Raw genomic sequence first — 18179 nt, 5'->3', positions numbered from 1 at the left:
AAAGCCGAACGTATTTCTATCGGCTTGTATTCATACCACGCCCGGGTTTTTCTGAAATTATGACCGTCTGCCGATGCCGCGGTATTTAATCGTGGCATCTTTTGGCAAAAAGCGTTAAAATTAAGGTTTAGTCTTATTCAACATTCAACGAGGTTTGTTCAAGCATGGTAATGAAAAGAGATTATTATGAGGTGCTGGGCCTGGCCCGGGGCGCCTCCAAGGATGAAATAAAAAAGGCTTTCCGCAAGCTGGCTTTTGAGTATCATCCTGACCGTAATAAAGACGGCGATGCCGAAGCTAAATTCAAGGAAATCAACGAGGCTTATTCTGTTCTCAGTGATGACAACAAGCGTGCCGGTTACGACCGGTTCGGACACGCCGGAGCTGAAGGCGGGCCGTTCGGCGGCGGCGCCGGCGGTGCCGGTGGATTTGAAGATTTTGGTTTCGGCGGACTGGGCGAGATATTCGAAACCTTCTTCGGCGGCATGGGAGGCATGGGACGGCAGGCGCCGAGGCGGGGGACGGACCTTAATTATCGAACCAGCATTACCCTCGAGGAAGCCTCAACCGGTGTCGAGAAAGAGATAAATATCCAGCGGGTTGAAGCCTGCGAAGTCTGCAAAGGCAGCGGAGCCAAGGAAGGCACCACTCCGACCAAGTGTGCCGACTGCGGCGGACAGGGCAAGGTTTACCAGGTGCAGCGCAGCGTTTTCGGCCGCTTTACCAATGTAGTTACATGTCCCCGGTGCCGCGGCGAAGGACAGATTATCAGCGACCCGTGCGCCAAGTGCAAGGGCAGCGGGCGTGAAAGGATTGCCCGGGCCATCAAATTCAAGATACCGCCCGGGATTGACAACGGCAACCAGATACGCATCAGCGGCGGCGGCAACCTGGGTGAGCGCGGCGGCGGAGCCGGTGACCTCTACATCACGGTCAATGTGGCTTCACACAAGGAATTCCGGCGCGATGGTGATAACGTAATTTACCAGCTGCCGCTTAATTTCGCCCAGGCGGCCCTCGGTATTGAACTTGAAGTTCCTACCCTGTACGGACCGGCTAAGCTCAAAGTTCCGGCCGGTGTGCAGAGCGGCAAGGTACTGCGCCTCAAAGGCAAGGGCATGCCGATATTGAACCGCACCTCTTCTTATGGTGACCAGTGGGTGGAGATTAAAGTGGTGACGCCGGAGAAACTTAACCGCAAGCAGAAGAAAATGTTTGAAGAGATGGCCAAGCTGCTGGGAACGCCGGTAGAACCGGAGAATGAACCCGAAGCCGGCTCATGACCTATAATAAATAAATTGATTCGGTGTATGCCGCCGCAGGCCGGCTGTATGGTATCATTGGCTTTATGATTTACGCTATCCTGGCTGATATTCACTCCAACCTTGAAGCCCTGTCGGCGGTGCTGGCCGATATCGAGCGCCATGGCGGAGCGGATGAGTACCTGGTTCTGGGTGATAACGTCGGTTATGGTCCCGACCCTGAAGCCTGCATTGAAAAGATCCGTCAATTGCCGGCCAGGGTAGTTGCCGGCAATCATGACGCAGCCGCGGCGCATGCCGGAACCGCTTTCAGTTTTAATCCCCAGGCAGCGGCGGCGGTCAATTGGACGGCGGCGCACTTAGGAGAAGCGGAAATCCGCTACCTGTCTGGGCTTCCTTTTACCATGGAAACCGCAGGGTTCACCCTGGCCCACGGCAGTCCGCGGCAGCCCGATATTGAGTATATCTTTTCGACGCTTGAGGCGCGCCAGAACTTCAAGCTGATGAAAACGCGTCATGCCCTGGTCGGACACACCCACATCCCGGCGGTTTTCAAGCAATCCGACAGTGGCGCTGTCAGCTCTTTACCTTTTGAGCCCGGTGCCGACCTGTTTATCGACAGCGGCCGTTTCATCATCAACCCCGGCAGTGTCGGCCAGCCGCGTGATGGAGACCCGCGCTCGGCTTATGCCCTTTATGACACGGAGACCGCCAGGATTAAGCTGCACCGGGTGCCGTATGACATTGCGGCGGTGCAGCAAAAAATGATGTCTTACAATCTGCCGATGAGCCTGGTTACCCGGTTGGAGATAGGTTGTAATGACTGAGCATCCGTTGTCTTTAACCGCGGAAACCCGCCTCCTGCTGGAGCGTTACGGCCTGGCCGCCCGAAAAAGCCTGGGGCAGAATTTTCTGATTGACCGCGGGGTTTTATCCAAGATAATCGGGGCTGCCGGAATTGAACCGGGTGACCATGTCATTGAAGTCGGCCCCGGGCCGGGCGTCCTTACCCGGGCACTGGCGGAACAAGCCGGTAAAGTAACAGCGGTGGAGATTGACACTGGATTGGCTGGTTCGCTTCGGGAAACGCTGGCTGATTTGGCGAACGTGGAAATTATTACCGGCGACATCCTGGAGACCCCTCCGGATAGGCTGGCCGGCTCATCGCCTTACAAGGTGGTGGCTAACCTGCCGTATTATATAACCTCGCCCACGCTGCGCTATTTCCTCGAGGCGGCGCACCAGCCGCAGCGCCTGGTGGTTATGGTGCAAAAGGAGGTGGCCGGCCAGATTACGGCTAAGTCGCCGGAGATGAGCTTGTTAGCCCTCAGTGTGCAGTTTTATGGGGTGCCAAAGAGGGTCAGCACCGTGCCCGCCGGTTGTTTTTACCCCCAGCCAAGAGTTGCTTCAGCTATCCTGCGGATTGACGTATTACCCCAGCGTCGGCTGCCGGTTGAGCAGGAGAAACAATTTTTTGCCCTGGCTCGGGCCGGGTTCGGCACCAGACGCAAGCAGCTGGCCAATGCCCTGTCGGGAGGTCTGGACATCGATAAAGCAGAGACAGTTGCTTTACTGCGGCAGGCGGGAATTGACCCGGCGCGGCGGGCGGAGACGCTGGCCATTGATGAGTGGCTTAAACTACTGGAAAGTTGGAACCTCAGCGATGTTCAGTATTAAGGCTCCGGCCAAGATAAACCTGGCATTGGAAGTACTGGGGAAGCGCCCTGACGGCTACCATAATATCAAAAGCGTGGTGCAAACCATTGACCTGGCTGATGAACTGGAATTCAGCCAGGCTGATACACTGGATATCCGGGCAGATAAGCCGGATTGGGATGCCGGTAAGAGCCTCGTTTCCCGAGCAGCCCTGATGCTGCAAAGCCGGTATGAAGTTAGTACCGGCGTCCGTATCAGGGTGGCCAAGCGGGTTCCGCTGGCCGCCGGACTGGGGGGAGATTCCTCCTGTGCTGCCGCCGCATTGAAAGGACTCAACCGCCTGTGGCAGCTGGGCCTGGGCAGCGGGCAGCTGATGGAGATGGCCGCCGAACTGGGTTCGGATGTGCCGTTTCTTTTTTACGGCGGCACCGCGCTGATTGAAGGCAGAGGGGAAATAGTCAGTCCGCTCAGGGCTTTCCCGGCGCATTGGGCGGTGGTCGTGGTACCGGAGGCAGAGTCTGAGGTTGATAATAAAACTGGGCGGCTGTACGGGCTGCTGAAGCGTGAAGATTTCAGCGACGGTTCCCGGACGGAAGAATTTGCCGAAGCACTGATAGAAGGCCGCAATATGTTCGACCGTTTCTACGGCAACACCTTTGAAAAAGTAGCTTTTGCCAACTGGCCTGGGCTTGAAGCGCTGAAGAAGCGGCTGCTTGATGCCGGGACACGGCGGGTGCATCTGTCCGGCGCCGGCCCGGCACTTTTCAGTTTGCATAGGGGAAAGCTTGAGGCGGAGCATGTCTATTCTAAGGTAGATAGAACAGGGGTGTTGTTGTATTTGGCTAAAATAGATTAATGAATAAATATGAATTATTAGTTAACTTAAGGCAGTTTGAAAAGTTAATTAGGAAGGTGATTATTTAATCACCTTCCTAATTGTGGAATAATCTCCACTAGATAATTAATAGTTGGGTCTTGTGTATAAACCATAAGGAGGCAAATCGTACCCCCACCAGTCATTAGCTTCTGGGTTAAACTCGCCTTTATCAGGATAAAACGCCTTGCCATAGCCAAAAGCATCATCCATCGTGCGGAAAAACCCATTAAACATACTTGTTGTTGCGGAAATAGCTGTTACCGTTTCGTGTATGCCCGCGCCATAACCCTTATGGAATGTGCAAACTGATTGACAAGTACCACAATCTGTTCCGTATGGTCCCCACTGTGCATAACAAGTTGCTCGATTTAAATGCCAGCATCTATAACCTGAATTATTCCAAGGGCCCATTACTTCCCATGAGGGTTCTTTTTCAGTTGGGATAGATGATGAAGGACAAGCTTCAGCACATTTCATACAGGTATAACAGAAACGATTTATTCCGGCATCGATAGGAGTAGTAGGTGCAAGAGGTAATTCCGTAAAGATAACGTCTGGTTTACGTATCATCGCTCCATATACAGGTGAAATGGCCAACATGAATCTTCCCAACTCACTCAAGCCGGCCATATCACTCAAACCGATAATCGCCCCTGGAGACCCATTGATACCGAGATAGCCAATTCCATTTAGCAACTGTAATGAAAACTAAGGACAAGAAACCAGCGGATGAATAATTTGGACGTTCCAAATAGTCCTGTTTTTCAGCATGGCGTTCAGTATGCAGAGCAATTTACGCATACAGGCTACCATAGCCACCTTGCGCCGTTTGCCCGAGTCCACCAGACGCTGATAGAATTCCTTGAGCAAAGGATTCCAGCGAACAGCCGAAAAGGCTGCCATGTAAACAGCGGCACGCACGCTGCTCCGGCCTCCCCAGACAGACCGTTTGCCTCGCATTTGCCCGCTGTCACGATTGAATGGAGCCAAACCGCACAATGCCGCAATCTGCTTCCGATTCAGAGTACCCAATTCAGGCAGGTCCGAAAGCAATGTAAGCGCCAGATTACGGCCGACCCCTGGTACGCTTTGCATGATATCACTTTTCTCTTTCCACTCAGGATTGGTTTCTATCATACTACCCGATTCTTTATTGAGATCATCCAGCTCCTGTTCCAGCCAGCTTATATGCTGCGTAATCCGTTCTTTTACATTATGGTTTGCTTGACCCAGTCGGTTCTTTTCCGCTGTCAACATAGCTACCACCTGCCTGCGCCGGGACATGATTGCCGCCAGTCTTTGGGCCTCCTCATCCGGCAAGACACGAGGTGCCGGCTTAATGGTGGCGGCGAAGCGGGCGATAACTCTGGCATCCAGGACGTCCGTCTTGGCCAGCAGACCGGTAGAACGGGCGAAGTCCCTGATATGGCGGGGATTGACCACCGCAACAGCATAGCCGCGGGCATCCAACTCATAAGCAGCTGCGACTTCATAGCTGCCGGTGGACTCCATGACAATCAGGCTGGGAGAAACCTTGCGCATCAGATTAACCAGCTTTTTGATGCCATTTTCATCGTTAGTAAAGGTCCAGTGTTCCTTGCTCTGGTGTACCGCTACATCGACAGAGGCTTTAGAGATATCAATGCCGACAAAACTTTCCATATCCATGCATCTCCTTTTTCCCTTATCCCATCCTTGCAGATGCGGGCTTGTTTAACCCTTGCAACTGTCCGGGCTTTCCGGGATTATTCGGGAGACGACCTTGCTAAATGACGGTGTTGGGGCACCTAGAAATTACCGATCTGTCTCCCATCACCAGATATTTTACTACTAGTTAAAGATACAAGGAAATCTTGTAAACATAAGTTAAGTTTTCCTGCTCTTCCATAAGCATCCATTACGGTTGCACGACCTAAATGCCCGGGTGCTCCCACACGGTATGTTTGTTGGGACTGTTGTGTCAGAGGTATTATCATCCATTTACATTTATTAGGAATGATTCTTTTAGTTGCTGTTTCAGAAGGAGCATCTACTTCTTGAAACTCAATGCTCCTTCTTCCATCGTGTGAGAAAATTAACCGTTTTGTTTTATCATTGAGTTCCAAAAAGCCCACTTCCGCTGCACCGAATAATCTAGCTGCAGCACGAATCATAGCGCTGTTTTCTTCTGGTGAACCTTCCCATTTATTTACACCTAAACTTTCTGGTGATGGAGTGCTTTGAGCTGGTAAAAATGAAGAGCTCATTCTATTTTGTCTTGTTGCCCATAACAATGAGTGATCACGCAAACTAAAAGCGGGCTTCTTTTCGCTGATCCATTGTTTTGTACGTTGTTGTCCTAGGTCATTACCGTTAGCAAAATCCTCGGAAGTCACTACTGTACCGTCACGGGCAGGGGCAGTCAAATCATGTTTGCGTTTATCATAGCGTTGTAAAACAGTCCAATCTATATCTGTTGTGGATGAATAGCTTTCCCTTCGTTTTACCCACCAAGGGTATTGTTGTATAGATTCACTTGTTTCGTTTAGTGAATCCAGGTCCTTAAAACCAGGATTCACCAACGAAGCCGCGCCCAATCCGGCTCCAGCCAAGCCAAGGCCTTTCATAAAATCTCTTCTGCTTACTGTTGGATGAAATTTAGACATATTAATTCCCCCTGTTCACCCTTTGATTTTGTTTGCAGTATTCCTAAATACCACTTGATATTTCCCATGTGATAATTGCTATACTTGTCCTCCTTTCTTTTGGATTTCCATCAATACACTGGTTGATTTAGTAGATTCGTTACGAAACTGGCGATGGATTATGAAGTGAGTTCGCTGGGGTGATAGATGGTATATCTTGGCAACATCAGAGATAGATTCGTCTAGGTGGGTTAGATAACATTCGAAGATATCATGGTTTCTTTGTGTTTGTTCAGTATTTGGTCTTGAATTTGTACCTATCACAATTTTGACCTCTCGAACATTAAGGTAACATCATTATCAGTAAAATACATCGGCCAAAAGGCCTAATCAGTCTAAGTATTTCGTATAATAAGATGATATACTCAAGGATATATACAAGAGTATAAAAAAGAAGTATTAAAACAACAGGCAATTACCAACAATGATGAGAAAGGTTAAAAATAAAGAAAGAGGCGGTTCGGTTGATCCGAACCGCCTCTTTCTAACTGTATGGCAGTTAAGACAGGGTTTATTTTCTGATAAATTCCGGGGCGACACCATAAGTGGGTTCGCTTTCAAGATCCCACCAGGTTTCTGGATCTTTGAAGCCATAGCCCATGGTCTTTTCCATTGAAGCGAAGAAACTGTTGAACAGGGGGGTCATGGCGGCTGTAGCCCTGACTAAGCCGTGAACCATGGCATTAGGTAGTGAATTGAAGGGGCAGACTGCCTGACAGGCATCACAGAATGGGCACTTGTGGAGGTCAAGCCGCCAGCCTTCAAAACCGGTAGGTTGATATTCCGGACCTTCCCATGATTTGTCCTCATAAGAAAGTGCCTGGAACGGGCATTCTTCCGCACAAATCATACAGTCAACACAGAATTGGTTCATACCGGCATCTATCGGTTTGGTAGGGGCAACCGGCATATCAGTAAGGATACGATTCATACCTCTTAATAGAGAGCCGTACTTGGGAGCAATGACAGGGTAAGCCATCCGGTTGTGTTCGCCCATGCCCGCTAAAATGCCGAAGGGGTTAGATGGCGCCAGGTCGCCGCTATAACCGTTAACATGCCCGTAGCCCAGACCGTGGATAAACGCATACATTTGACGGGTTAACATAGGCATCCTCGTGTAAGATAATTGCTTTCCGGCTTTACCGAGGGTGGATGGATTTCGGTGAGTCAACTGGGTGGGCTGGATTTCCGACCAGACGATCATATATTTGTAACTATTGGGGATGACCCATTTGGTATCAGTCATGTAAGGTTTATCCACATCTTCAAATACGTAAGGAACCTTGCCGTTGTCAGCAAAGATCAATTTACGAGTATTAGAGTCAAGCTCTACACAACCTACTTCCATGGCGCCAAAAACACGGAAAGCGGCACGCAGCATCTTCAGGTTTTCTTCCGGCGAGCCATCCCATTTAGGCATTCCAATTTCTTCAGGACTTTTCACCTGTGTGGGTTCATAATACAAGTCAATTCCAGAAAGCCGACCTTCTCTTGCCGCTCTATTGAAAGCTATATCCCTTACACTTTTTGGTGAATAGTTTTCATTTTTTATATCTCCGTATGGGTCACGGCTTGTATCACCGGAAAAATTGGGGTAATGTTTCTGAATATAGGCTTTGATCAGTTTGTTGTAATTTTCTTTTGTGTGTATAGCATCTGGATGATCGCCGTTGTAGCGGGCATAACTGAAAGCATTTTTTTGCAGACGCTTTACAAGACTCCAGTCAATATTTATGGTGGGGTTGTCTACTTCTTTTATCCACCAGTCACGTTTCCAATCCGCACCAGTGGATGTGACCTCATCTAGGTCCTGAAATCCTGGATTGACCAATGAAGCTGCGCCTAACCCGGCACCAGTCAGACCAAGGCCTTTCATAAAATCTCTTCTGCTTACTGTTGAATGAAATTTAGACATCTAATCCTCCTTTTTAAAGCGTTTCCTCATTAAGTTTTTCAGAGTGCTCTCCGGTCTCTCCCGGATGTCATTTCCATTGGCGATTCTCCTTAATATTAATATTGCTAACGTTGACATTAGGATATATCGGATATACCATCTTGTCATCGTCCAAAAGGACTAGTGACTCTAAGCATTTCGTATAAATAGATGACATACAGGAGTATGTATACTTAAGGACAATGAGGAAAAATAATTTGGGTGAGGGATTCATTTTAGGAAGCAAAAAGAAGGCTCGCTTTCAAGCGAGCCTTCTCTGTTAGGAAGCTAATATAGCCTGGTTAGAATTAAGTTCCGGTCCACTGTCCCTGGGTGAGATCCTGGTCAAAGGGCAGCATATCTTCCGTCCACCATTCGTCAGGTGAAATGGGAGTATTGTAGCCGAACAACTCATCCATATTGGCAAAGAAGCCGTTGAATAATGAAGTGGTAGATACCGTCATGTGAATAGCCTCATGAATGATAGCGTCGTCCAGCTTGGAGAAGGTACACTGGCGCATGCAGGTGTTCCAGTTGCCCAGACGGCAGGGATTAACTTCGCCGTTAAGAGCCCCGGCGCGGCAAGTAGCACCATTGACCTGGTAGCGCTTGGCGCCTTTCATATTGAAGCCGCCGATGATTTCATAAGTAGGTTCTTTTTCGAATGACAATGATTCGGTGGGGCAGACATGAGCACATTTCATGCAGGTGGCGCAGAAACGGTGGATGCCGGCATCAATAGGCTTGGTGGGCGCCAGGGGCAGGTCGGTAAAGATCATGCCGGGGCGTGGTGACGGGCCAGCAATCGGCGCGATAGCGCTGAGCATGCGGGACTGTTCGTGGCTGCCGCCAAGTACGGCCAGAGCTGTTTTGGTGGTAAGTGAGTTATTGCCGGTCTGGCCGACTGACTGATAACCGAGCCCTCTGATGAACTCCATCAGTTGGTTCTGGATGTTGAAGAAATGCTCGTAGCAACGGGCGATGTCACCCATGGCCTCTTCTATCCTAGTGTTGGTCCTGGTTGAACCCGGTACATAAAACACCACCGCGTAACGTACGGAATTCGGGATAGCTTTCTTGGTATCGGTCATGTAGGGCTCTTCAATATCTTCGAACTCAATCTTTCTGCGGTCATGATCCCAGGACCAGACAAATTTGCGAGTGGTGCTTGGTTCCAGTTCGACTACGTTGAAATGGGTGGCGCCCCAGATCTTGGCGGCGTTGCGGAGCATGCGGAAATTTTCCTCCGGCGTACCCTGCCACTTGGAAACGCCTCTATCAGCCGGGGTAGCAGCCTGACGGCGGCCTAAAAAGCTGTAACCAGCCCTCATGGCACTACGGGCACTGGTCAGGGCTTTATCCCGCAAGGCATATCCAGGTTTGCTTTCCTGGAAATACTGATCTCCAAGAGCACTGGCAAGTCTGCCTTGTTCCTGGAGTATTTGAGCACCCTTGGCGATGTCGCCGTTGCCGAACCACTTGGCCTGGCCGTCGACGAAGGCGCCTTCGCGCTGGTCATAGCGCTCCATCAGGCTATAGTCAACGTCAACCGCGGGCTGGTCAACCGTTTTAACCCACCAGGGCTTGGGGCTGTTGTTGGTGACGCCTACGGCTTCATCAAGATCCTGGAAACCGGGTGCAACCAAGGCGGCGCCGCCGAGACCGGCACCGGCCAGACCGAGACCTTTCATGAAATCACGGCGCGAAACCGTGCTGTGGAATTTGGGCATAGTTCTCTCCTTCATATTATTATTTATTATCAAGTATAAACTGAAAATTATCAGAAAACATCGTCCAAAAGGACTAGTGGCTCTAAGCATTACGTATACTTTAAAAGTATACTAAAGTATATATACTATAGTATAAATAGAAGCGACGAAAGAATATACGGTGGATTTTTCTCAGTTCGATAAAGCTGGAAATGCGAGGGGGTAAAGGCGCTAGTTAATACCCAGCTGCTTAGCGGCCAGGGCCACCTGGGTGCGGTTGGAGGCGTTCAGTTTTTTGAACAACTGGGAGTTGATTTTTTTAACCGTGATTTCAGCCAGACCAAGATGCTGGGCTATCTCTTTATTGGTCAAGCCCTGGATAAGCAGTGGCAGCAGCTCCTTTTCCCGGGGTTTTAATACAACACCGGGAGAGCTTGAAGTACCGGAAATGCTTCGCATGGAAGGGCCTTCTGCCCTCTCCGTCTGCAATACGTCAGTGTAGTTAAAGACAGTGCCACCGGCATGAACCACCCGAATGCTGTTGAGCAACAGAGACCTGGGAGTGTTTTTGCCCATGAAACCCTTAATGCCTATATCAGTAGCTTCACTAGCGTAAAGGTCACTTTCATAGCCGGTCAGCATGATTATTTTAATATTTGGGTGTTTTTCGAGGATAGACCTGGCGGTGGCGAAACCGTCCATACCCGGCATTTTCAGGTCAAGCAGTATAACGTCGGGGTTGAGATTTTCAGCCAGGGTGATGGCCATCTGTCCGCTGTTGGCTTCCCCGGCCAGTTCAATATCATCCGCTCTGGTAAAAACGGTGCGCAATCCCTCGCGAACCACGTCATGGTCATCGACAATGAGAAGCCGTATATGGTCCTGTTTTACCTTGTCCATGGGAATGACATTATTCATGGCAACTCCGCGGAAAGATTATTTAACGGCAGCCTGGAGACTATTTTGGTGCCTTTGCCGGGGCGGCTCCTGATATTGAAACTTCCGCCAAGCAGTTCAGTGCGCCGGCGCATACAGACCAGACCACCGGGCTCATCAGTCAGTTTCTCCGGTTCAAAACCGATGCCGTTATCTGTTACTCCTAATTCCAGCTTATCATCAATCTTCTTCAGCGAAACTGTTACCTGGGAAGCCCGGGCGTATTTTCGGATATTGAGCAGGGCTTCATGGAAAACGCGGTAGAAGGTTTTTTCCAGCGTGGGGTATCCCTGGTAATTATCAGTCAAGTTAAACCTGGTCCGGCAACCGGTTTCGGCTTTAAAGTGTTTAAGCTCCTCATTAATAAGCTTGGGAAGCCCGTAACGGTTCAACGTGGTGGGGTGGAGTTCTTTCATGACGGCGCGTGTTTCCCGGATTACCGTATCGGTAAGCTCGACAGCCCTTTCCAGATTGGGGCGACTGTCCGGACACTCATCAATAAGCGGCAAAGCCCCCTGGAGCTGCTGGAACACAGCGGCCATCGGCTGGATGATGCGGTCATGGATCTCCAACGAAAGCCACTCACGTTCATCATCCTGGGCCTTGATGTAGGCTTTCACCAGGTCATGGACTCGCTGTTCTTTAGCGGCCAATTCATGCTGAGCGCGTTTTTGTTCGGTGATATCTACGCTGACGCCGACCACGCCGCAGATGCTTTGGTCATTATCGTACATGGGTTCAGAATGGACCAGGAACATGCGGTTGTTCAGTACGGAGCCTTGCTCACAGGTATTAGCCTGTCCCTTCAAGGCGCGCCTGAGAGCTTTTACCAAAGGCGAGGCTTCAGTGAAAGTCGGAGAATATTCAAAAATGGTTTTTCCGACGAGGTCAGATGGCTGACGCCCGGCGGTTTTTAATCCGGCGCCGGACATTGAGGTATAACGAAGCTCTTTATCCATGGTCCATACGATGCAGGGCATCTGGGCGATCATCAGCCGCAGCTTGTCCCGGCTATGGCGCAGTTCTTCACTGATCTCCTGGCGCTGGGAGACTTCAGCGGTCAGTTTTTCATTCAGCTGCCGCAGCTGGCTGGTGCGCTCCTGGACCATCTCTTCCAGCCGGTATCGATAACTTTGCAGCAGTTCTTCTGTCTGTACACGCGAAAGAGCCGTACCCAGCTGCATGGCGATTTTTTCCAGCAGACTGACCATCTCCCGTGAAATCACATCCGCACGGGAATCCACCAGGTGAATCAAACCGAGAACACGCTCTCCCTGGAGTATGGGAATCAGGGCCAGGGTATCGTAGCCGAACGCAGGACAGGCGCCGCGGCCGGGTTTTTGCCCGGTGGGCCTGGGATGAGCGGCGCGGTGGCGGGTGATACTGCCCATGAGGAAGGAACCGTAATCAGTATAATAGTGCCGCAGGTGCGGTTTCCGGTAGCCATTGATAATATCGACACAGACGCAACTGTCTTTATGAATTGAAAGGTCATTTTCTTCCCGATAGAATCCCGGGCTGAAACCGGCACTGGACTGGTAGGGGATATTGCCCTGTTCATCCAGAACCCGGATGCCGACCGCCTGGCAGCCGGTAATAGCTTTAATCTCGGCTGTAAAGCTGTCCAGAAGCGGACGCATGGATGAGTGGCTGTTGCCGATTTCCAGTAAACGATTGGTTATGCGCAGTACAGCGGTAGGATCAGACAAGTTGTCATCAAACCTATCGTGCCGGTTCGCTTCAGTTTCCGGTTTACGGGCGATGACCATAAAATAACCTCAACGGTGAAAATATTAATACCAATACATTATACAGCAGGCTTCAATACCCTTAAAAAAGACCAAGTCCTCCAATCCATTTTGGAGGACTTGGTCGGTCCAGCGTTATGTATTGACTAAAACACTGTTCAAGAGCGGTTATGGCGCCAGACGAACTGGATGGTCACCGCGTAAAGAATAAGCGCTATTACGCCGAACATTACAGCACCCAGAGTAGCGGCATTGGACTGATATTCAGACATTGAACCAGTATAGTGCTGAACGTTCATCATGGTGAATAAAACCGCCAAAGCACCGAGCAGCCACTCGTACCAAGTGAACTTGATATCTTTCTTGATGACCCATATCACAAAGGCAGCGACGATTGCGGCTACCAGCATTCCGATAAAAAACATTGTTATCCTCCTATTTAGTTATTGACATTTAGTCTAGGTAGTAGAATTCCAGCCCCATACCGGGTGCTTGTCAAAGACATCCCAGTAATCGCCTTCCGGCAGGTGGTAGTACTTGAAGTTCTTTTCCATGGCGGTGAAGAAACTGTTGAACGCGCTGGTAGTAGACACCGTAGTCTTGACCAGGTCATGAACGAAGGAATATTCACCATTATCAAGAACATTGAAAGGGCACATGCGATGGCAGATGGGGCAGTGAGGACAAGTCTGGAAATGGGTGCGCCAGCCCAGGAAACCGTACTGCTGGGCTGGGTTGTTGACGGGATGCCCATCCCAGGTGGGTTCGCCTTTCTGGATGCTGTCCGAGGGGCAGGTATCAGAACAGATTTCACAGGTCTTGCAGAATTCGTAGGCACCGAAATCTATGGGCTGACCGGGAGGCAGCGGGAGATTGGTTATCATCTTATAGGTGCCGCGAGGAGTGACGCCCCAGCGGGGGAAGGCTACCGGCTGACCCATGCGGACGTGTTCCGCCCAGCCGGACATGATAGCCATGGAGTTGCCGGGCAGGTTGCCGCGCATGCCGCCACCGACTCCGTGATAGCCGAGACCGCGCAGGAACTTCTGGATGCGGTCTTCTACAATGTTGATGCGGTCGTAAGAGATTCTCATGGCCCAGTTTTCGGCCAGGCCAAGGGGGTTGCGGTCACTGCGGCCGCCGCCGCCGGCCTGGCGCATGGTAGCGTCCATCGGCTGGCGCAGAATCCAGACGAAGGCCCAGTTATAGGATGACGGTATAGCCCTTTCGGTTATTCTATCACCCAGGTCTCTTTCTTCAGCGATATCAATATCACTGTAAAAGTTGTAAAGCGTACGCCCCTGCTTTTTGAACATCATTTTCATGAAGTGCTCTTCACGCTCCATGGGGCCGACGCCCTGGGAACCGTAGAACCGGGCGGCGCCGGTAAGGAGCCTGAGGTTTTCCTCTTCAGAACCGGTCCACTTGGGATAGCCGCCGGTTTCCGGGGTGGTGGCGTCCATGTTGCCCAGCCAGCTGCCGTATTCATGGTTGCTTGAAAAACTGCAGCGGGCGCCGCTCATGATGGCCTGGCGCCGGGGGTCAGTCCAGTTGAGGTCAGGGTCAATTTCCAGCATCTGCTGTTCAAATACTTCGGGTTCTTTTCGCTCCGGCCTTTCGTATGGCCAGGTGTCCCGTTCGTCCTGGTCAAAGGGTTTTACCTCATTCCAGTCAACGGGCACGGTGGGATTGAAGCGCTCCCGTTTTTTTACATACCAGGGCATTTCCGGCCCGATGCTGTCAGCCGAAGCCGCCACTTCATCAAGGTCATGGAATACCGGCGCTACCGCCCCGGCGGTTCCCAGGGCGGCTCCGGTGAGGCCCAGGGCTTTCATAAATTGACGCCGTGAGATGGTACTGTGGAATCTAGACATGTTAATTTCTCCTTTGTTTTTAATCCAGCCCATGTCTTTTCATGGTGTCAACCGGGCTCTTCCGGTAGTCAATACCCATAAACCTCCTTATTAAAAGAATATTAGTAATATATTACTAATATTAATGCTAACCATATACCTTATAAGACATTATTACATCGTACTAAAGGACTAATACCCATTGTACTTTATGCGTATTTTTGGTGATTGTTTTAAAAAATAATAGAGATATCCAGTAAAACGACTTGAATAAAGGGTCAAGAAGATGATGGAAAAATACGGTTCAAACCGAATCAGAGAGGGGTTTATTGGTCGGTCAGCAAATAAAATAAATACAGATATCCGGAAAGGTGAGGTATGTCAGAGATTCCGCGGTTGTCGGAGAGGCTGGGTCTCTATTGTGGTGATTGTTCTGATTCCGGTTGAACAGCGCTGGTTTGCGCTTTCAGGTCAGCCAGGCGGGCCAGGGAAGCGTATTTTTCCAGCTGGGCGTCGTCAAAGAAGAGCTTGGTGTGGGGGAATGGGATTTCAATACCTTCTTCATCAAAGGCTTTTTTCAGGCGGCGGCGCAGTTCACCGGTGACCATCCACTGCTTCATAGGTTTGGTATCGCCAAGGATCTTAATCTCGATGCCGGAGTCACCAAAGTTATCAATGCGCAGCACCTGGGGGGCGCTGATGATCATGGGGCCGAATTCAGCATCAGCCGACAGCTCACTGCCGACCCGGTTGATAATCTCGGAAGCCTGGTCAAGATCGGTTGAATAGGCCACCGGCACGTTAAGATTGACCCGGGCCCATTCCCGGGTGTAATTTGTTATCGAAGCAATCTGGCCGTTGGGGATGATATGGACAGAACCATCCAGGTCCCGCAGCACGGTACGGCGCAGGTTGATGTCCTCCACCAGGCCGGAAACGCCATCTATTAGAATGACGTCTCCGTTACTGAATTGATCTTCCAATACGATAAAGAGGCCGTTCAGGAAGTCCTTGATCAGCGACTGGGCGCCGAAACCAATGGCAATACCGACTACACCGGCGCTGGCAATGAGCGGGCCGATATCTATGTTGAATTCGGAAAGAACCATGAAGCCGGCCAGGGTGGCGATGATCACCGCCAGCGTACCGACAACCATGCTGGTAATGGTGTTGATGCGGCGGATGCTTTCTTCTTTGGCGTGATGGGTGCGGGCGCGGTACTCAATATAGCGCTGGACGAAACGGGTGATGAACACCTTGAGGGTTTTATAGATGAAATAGGAGCCCAGGATAATCAGCAGCAGGCGCGGTCCGTGGTCACCGACCCATGACGCTATGCTGTCTATGATTGCGCTGATATCCATTGAAAACCGCCTGTATTAGAGTTTTGTTAATCCGAACTGAGCCTCAGACATTATATCATCGGAACTCCAGCGCGTTGCAACAATTGGGGAAAAAGACAACCGCGGCAGTGAATTTACTGGGGTGTAACCGGCCATAAACCGGTGAAGGGCGACAGCGCCAGGAAAAACAGCAGGTGAAGCACCAGGAACAAGGTTATGAGGCGGTAAACAAGTTTCAGCCTGTCCCGGCCGCGGCCCCATTCGATGGCTTTTTCCATAAATACTCCCAGGGCGATGATGATGCCGCCTACTATGGGGGCGAAGTAGAAAATATAGGTTATGCGGTCAAAGACAAGACCGGCAACGAGCCATATTCCCAGCGTGGCCAGTATCCAGGAAGCGGCGAAAAAGGCGGTTTCATGTTTTCTTTTAATTCCCAGCCAGGCTGCGTAAAAGAACGCCGGGATGGTCAGCGCCCAGAGAGTAGGGTTGACGGCGCTGATGTACTGCGGGCTCCACCAGAAAGGCATGACCTGGTAACCCAGTATCCACTGCCAGGGACGCACCGCTGACGGATGAGTGGAGTTTTCAAAGGTAATGGTGGTAGGAGTGTTCAGCAGTACCGCGGCGCGGTCGATGGGACTGTACCACTCGCCGGTTAGGATGAACTCAATACCGGACAAAAGCAGCAGCATGGTGATATAAGCCACCAGGCCGGAAGCGGCCAGGGTGAGCAGGCGGTCACGGCGGAATACCAGCCAGTGCAACCCGATAGCCGCGATGCCGAAAAGAGCGGTGAGTTTGCAAAGCACCGCCAGCGCCAGGAAGGCCACGGCCAAAGGGTATTTGCGGGCCAGGTACGCCCAGAAACCGCCCAGCATCAGGGTGATGGAGAATATATCCAGCATGGCAACCGAGGCCATAAGGAAAACAGAGTTTTCAAAAGCAAAAAGGGCGGTCAGGATAGCGGTAACCGGCGCTGAAAAATTGAGCCGACGGCAGATGAGATAAAAAAATAAAACACCCAGCAGCCCGAAGATTACCGGCATAAAGCGCCAGCCAAACTGGTTGTCGCCGAACAGCCACATGCTGGCGGTAATCAGGGCTTTGCCCAGTGGCGGGTGTTCCGGCTGCTGCAGTTCACCGCCCTGCAAATAGGCGCGGGCGCCCTCGACATAATACTGTTCATCCAGTACCAGCTCATTGGGGAACCACATGAGGCCGAAATGTCCCAATGCCGATACGATCAGAATAACGGCCAGCCAGAAATGCGGCCAGCGTCGGAAACGGCGCAGTTTGTCTTTTATTTTGCTCATTTTAATAATTGATATATATTCATAACGCCAGCCGGGGTGTCAACGTTAGCTCCGCCCAGCAAGGAATTATTGTTGAATTGCACCCCGGTCCAGCAGCAGCCGCTGCCAGAAAATACTCCGCCGGCTTGCGCCGCTTTTCAAATCCCGTGATATTCCTGCGGTAAGCCGCCGGAGCATTATCAGTCCGAACAGGGCAATAAAACCAAAACAAACAGCCGGTGGTTCATTATGCAGCCAGGCCAGCAATGGCAGGATCAAAAAGCAGACAGCTACGCCAACCGGCAGGAAAGAGCTGGAACCGGCTCCGGTCTTGAAGCGCAGGCCCGGCGGCGCATCCTTCAACCTTGAGGCCTTGTAGAGTTTCAACAGGAGGGCCAATATTACCGGAGTAAGAGCCAGTATGGTCGGCCAGAAAGTGATGGCCGCCGCGGCTCCGGCGCCGGTGGTATTGCCTTTTTCACCGTCGAACTTTTTAAAGACCGGCCACATCTGGCCGCCGACAGCGGCCAGGCCGCATACTACGGTAATAACGGTATCGAAACCCAGCCAGCGCGCCAGCCATACGGCGATTATTCCCTTGCCGATATCGATACTGATTGCCAGGACTCCCCAGGCCGGACCTTTCTGCTGCCACAGGGCCATGTGCAGGTCACCGTGAGGGGCGATACGGTGCAGCCGGGCCAGTATGACCAGGTGAGGCAAAGCCCCGATCAAATAGGCGGCAGCGATGACAGCCAGTTCATTTATCACGCTTTACTTCTTCCCGGATGTTTTTGTAATAAGGCAGCACATTCTATCAGATTAGACTCAAGTAGACCGGCAACAATTACCGCTCGGAAAATAAACCTTTACTTTGAACGAT

The 18179-nt window shown here is 51.0% G+C and carries 16 protein-coding genes; 4 read left to right on the top strand and 12 right to left on the bottom strand.

The genetic code is table 11. The annotated features are described in order from the left end of the window. Positions 1-164 precede the first annotated feature (164 nt). The 4 genes from dnaJ to ispE are packed head-to-tail and all read left to right on the top strand — an operon-like array spanning position 165 to position 3774. The gene (dnaJ, locus tag ACZ48S_RS08000) at positions 165-1283 is read left to right on the top strand and encodes a molecular chaperone DnaJ (protein WP_464212426.1); all 1119 of its coding nucleotides are present in this window, start codon (positions 165-167) and stop codon (positions 1281-1283) included. 23 nt (positions 1284-1306) lie between these two features. After that, on the top strand, positions 1307-2089 hold the full coding sequence (locus tag ACZ48S_RS07995) for a metallophosphoesterase family protein (protein ID WP_464212424.1): 783 nt from the start codon (positions 1307-1309) through the stop codon (positions 2087-2089). Further along, positions 2082-2939: a 16S rRNA (adenine(1518)-N(6)/adenine(1519)-N(6))-dimethyltransferase RsmA gene (gene rsmA, locus ACZ48S_RS07990; protein WP_464212422.1), complete on the top strand. Its 858-nt coding sequence runs from the start codon at positions 2082-2084 to the stop codon at positions 2937-2939. Before ACZ48S_RS07995 ends, rsmA begins: the two co-directional genes overlap by 8 nt. Further along, entirely contained in the window at positions 2926-3774 is an 849-nt protein-coding gene (gene ispE, locus ACZ48S_RS07985) for a 4-(cytidine 5'-diphospho)-2-C-methyl-D-erythritol kinase (RefSeq protein WP_464212420.1), read from the top strand. Before rsmA ends, ispE begins: the two co-directional genes overlap by 14 nt. A gap of 105 nt (positions 3775-3879) precedes the next feature. Here ispE and ACZ48S_RS07980 read toward each other — a convergent pair whose 3' ends face one another. The 12 genes from ACZ48S_RS07980 to ACZ48S_RS07925 all read right to left on the bottom strand — a co-directional run bounded on the left by ACZ48S_RS07980 (position 3880) and on the right by ACZ48S_RS07925 (position 18067). Continuing rightward, positions 3880-4491 (bottom strand): reductive dehalogenase, encoded by a 612-nt coding sequence (locus tag ACZ48S_RS07980; protein ID WP_464212418.1) that lies wholly within the window; start codon positions 4489-4491, stop codon positions 3880-3882. A gap of 12 nt (positions 4492-4503) precedes the next feature. Continuing rightward, positions 4504-5457, bottom strand: a complete 954-nt coding sequence (locus ACZ48S_RS07975; RefSeq protein WP_464214532.1) for an IS110 family RNA-guided transposase — start codon at positions 5455-5457, stop codon at positions 4504-4506. A gap of 125 nt (positions 5458-5582) precedes the next feature. Further along, on the bottom strand, positions 5583-6440 hold the full coding sequence (locus ACZ48S_RS07970) for a reductive dehalogenase domain-containing protein (RefSeq protein ID WP_464212416.1): 858 nt from the start codon (positions 6438-6440) through the stop codon (positions 5583-5585). A gap of 550 nt (positions 6441-6990) precedes the next feature. Further along, positions 6991-8394, bottom strand: a complete 1404-nt coding sequence (locus ACZ48S_RS07965; RefSeq protein ID WP_464212414.1) for a reductive dehalogenase — start codon at positions 8392-8394, stop codon at positions 6991-6993. A 326-nt stretch (positions 8395-8720) separates the two neighbouring features. Beyond that, entirely contained in the window at positions 8721-10142 is a 1422-nt protein-coding gene (locus tag ACZ48S_RS07960; protein ID WP_464212412.1) for a reductive dehalogenase, read from the bottom strand. 210 nt (positions 10143-10352) lie between these two features. Further along, complete coding sequence (locus tag ACZ48S_RS07955; protein ID WP_464212410.1) at positions 10353-11039, bottom strand: response regulator; 687 nt, start codon at positions 11037-11039, stop codon at positions 10353-10355. Then, complete coding sequence (locus ACZ48S_RS07950) at positions 11036-12826, bottom strand: ATP-binding protein (protein WP_464212408.1); 1791 nt, start codon at positions 12824-12826, stop codon at positions 11036-11038. The genes ACZ48S_RS07955 and ACZ48S_RS07950 overlap by 4 nt, the downstream gene beginning before the upstream one ends. Positions 12827-12963: 137 nt before the next feature. Continuing rightward, positions 12964-13230, bottom strand: a complete 267-nt coding sequence (locus ACZ48S_RS07945) for a dehalogenase (protein WP_464212406.1) — start codon at positions 13228-13230, stop codon at positions 12964-12966. 33 nt (positions 13231-13263) lie between these two features. Further along, positions 13264-14679, bottom strand: a complete 1416-nt coding sequence (locus ACZ48S_RS07940) for a reductive dehalogenase (protein WP_464212404.1) — start codon at positions 14677-14679, stop codon at positions 13264-13266. 395 nt (positions 14680-15074) lie between these two features. Continuing rightward, positions 15075-16022 (bottom strand): mechanosensitive ion channel family protein, encoded by a 948-nt coding sequence (locus tag ACZ48S_RS07935; RefSeq protein ID WP_464212402.1) that lies wholly within the window; start codon positions 16020-16022, stop codon positions 15075-15077. Positions 16023-16135: 113 nt separating this feature from the next. Beyond that, on the bottom strand, positions 16136-17317 hold the full coding sequence (locus ACZ48S_RS07930) for a phospholipid carrier-dependent glycosyltransferase (protein ID WP_464212400.1): 1182 nt from the start codon (positions 17315-17317) through the stop codon (positions 16136-16138). A 66-nt stretch (positions 17318-17383) separates the two neighbouring features. Then, entirely contained in the window at positions 17384-18067 is a 684-nt protein-coding gene (locus ACZ48S_RS07925) for a glycerol-3-phosphate acyltransferase (RefSeq protein ID WP_464212398.1), read from the bottom strand. Positions 18068-18179: the final 112 nt, after the last annotated feature.

It is taken from the genome of Dehalogenimonas sp. NIT-SK1 (assembly GCF_055384165.1).
Note: the sequence above shows the minus strand (reverse complement) of the source record. Positions and strands in the feature narration are given on the sequence as shown.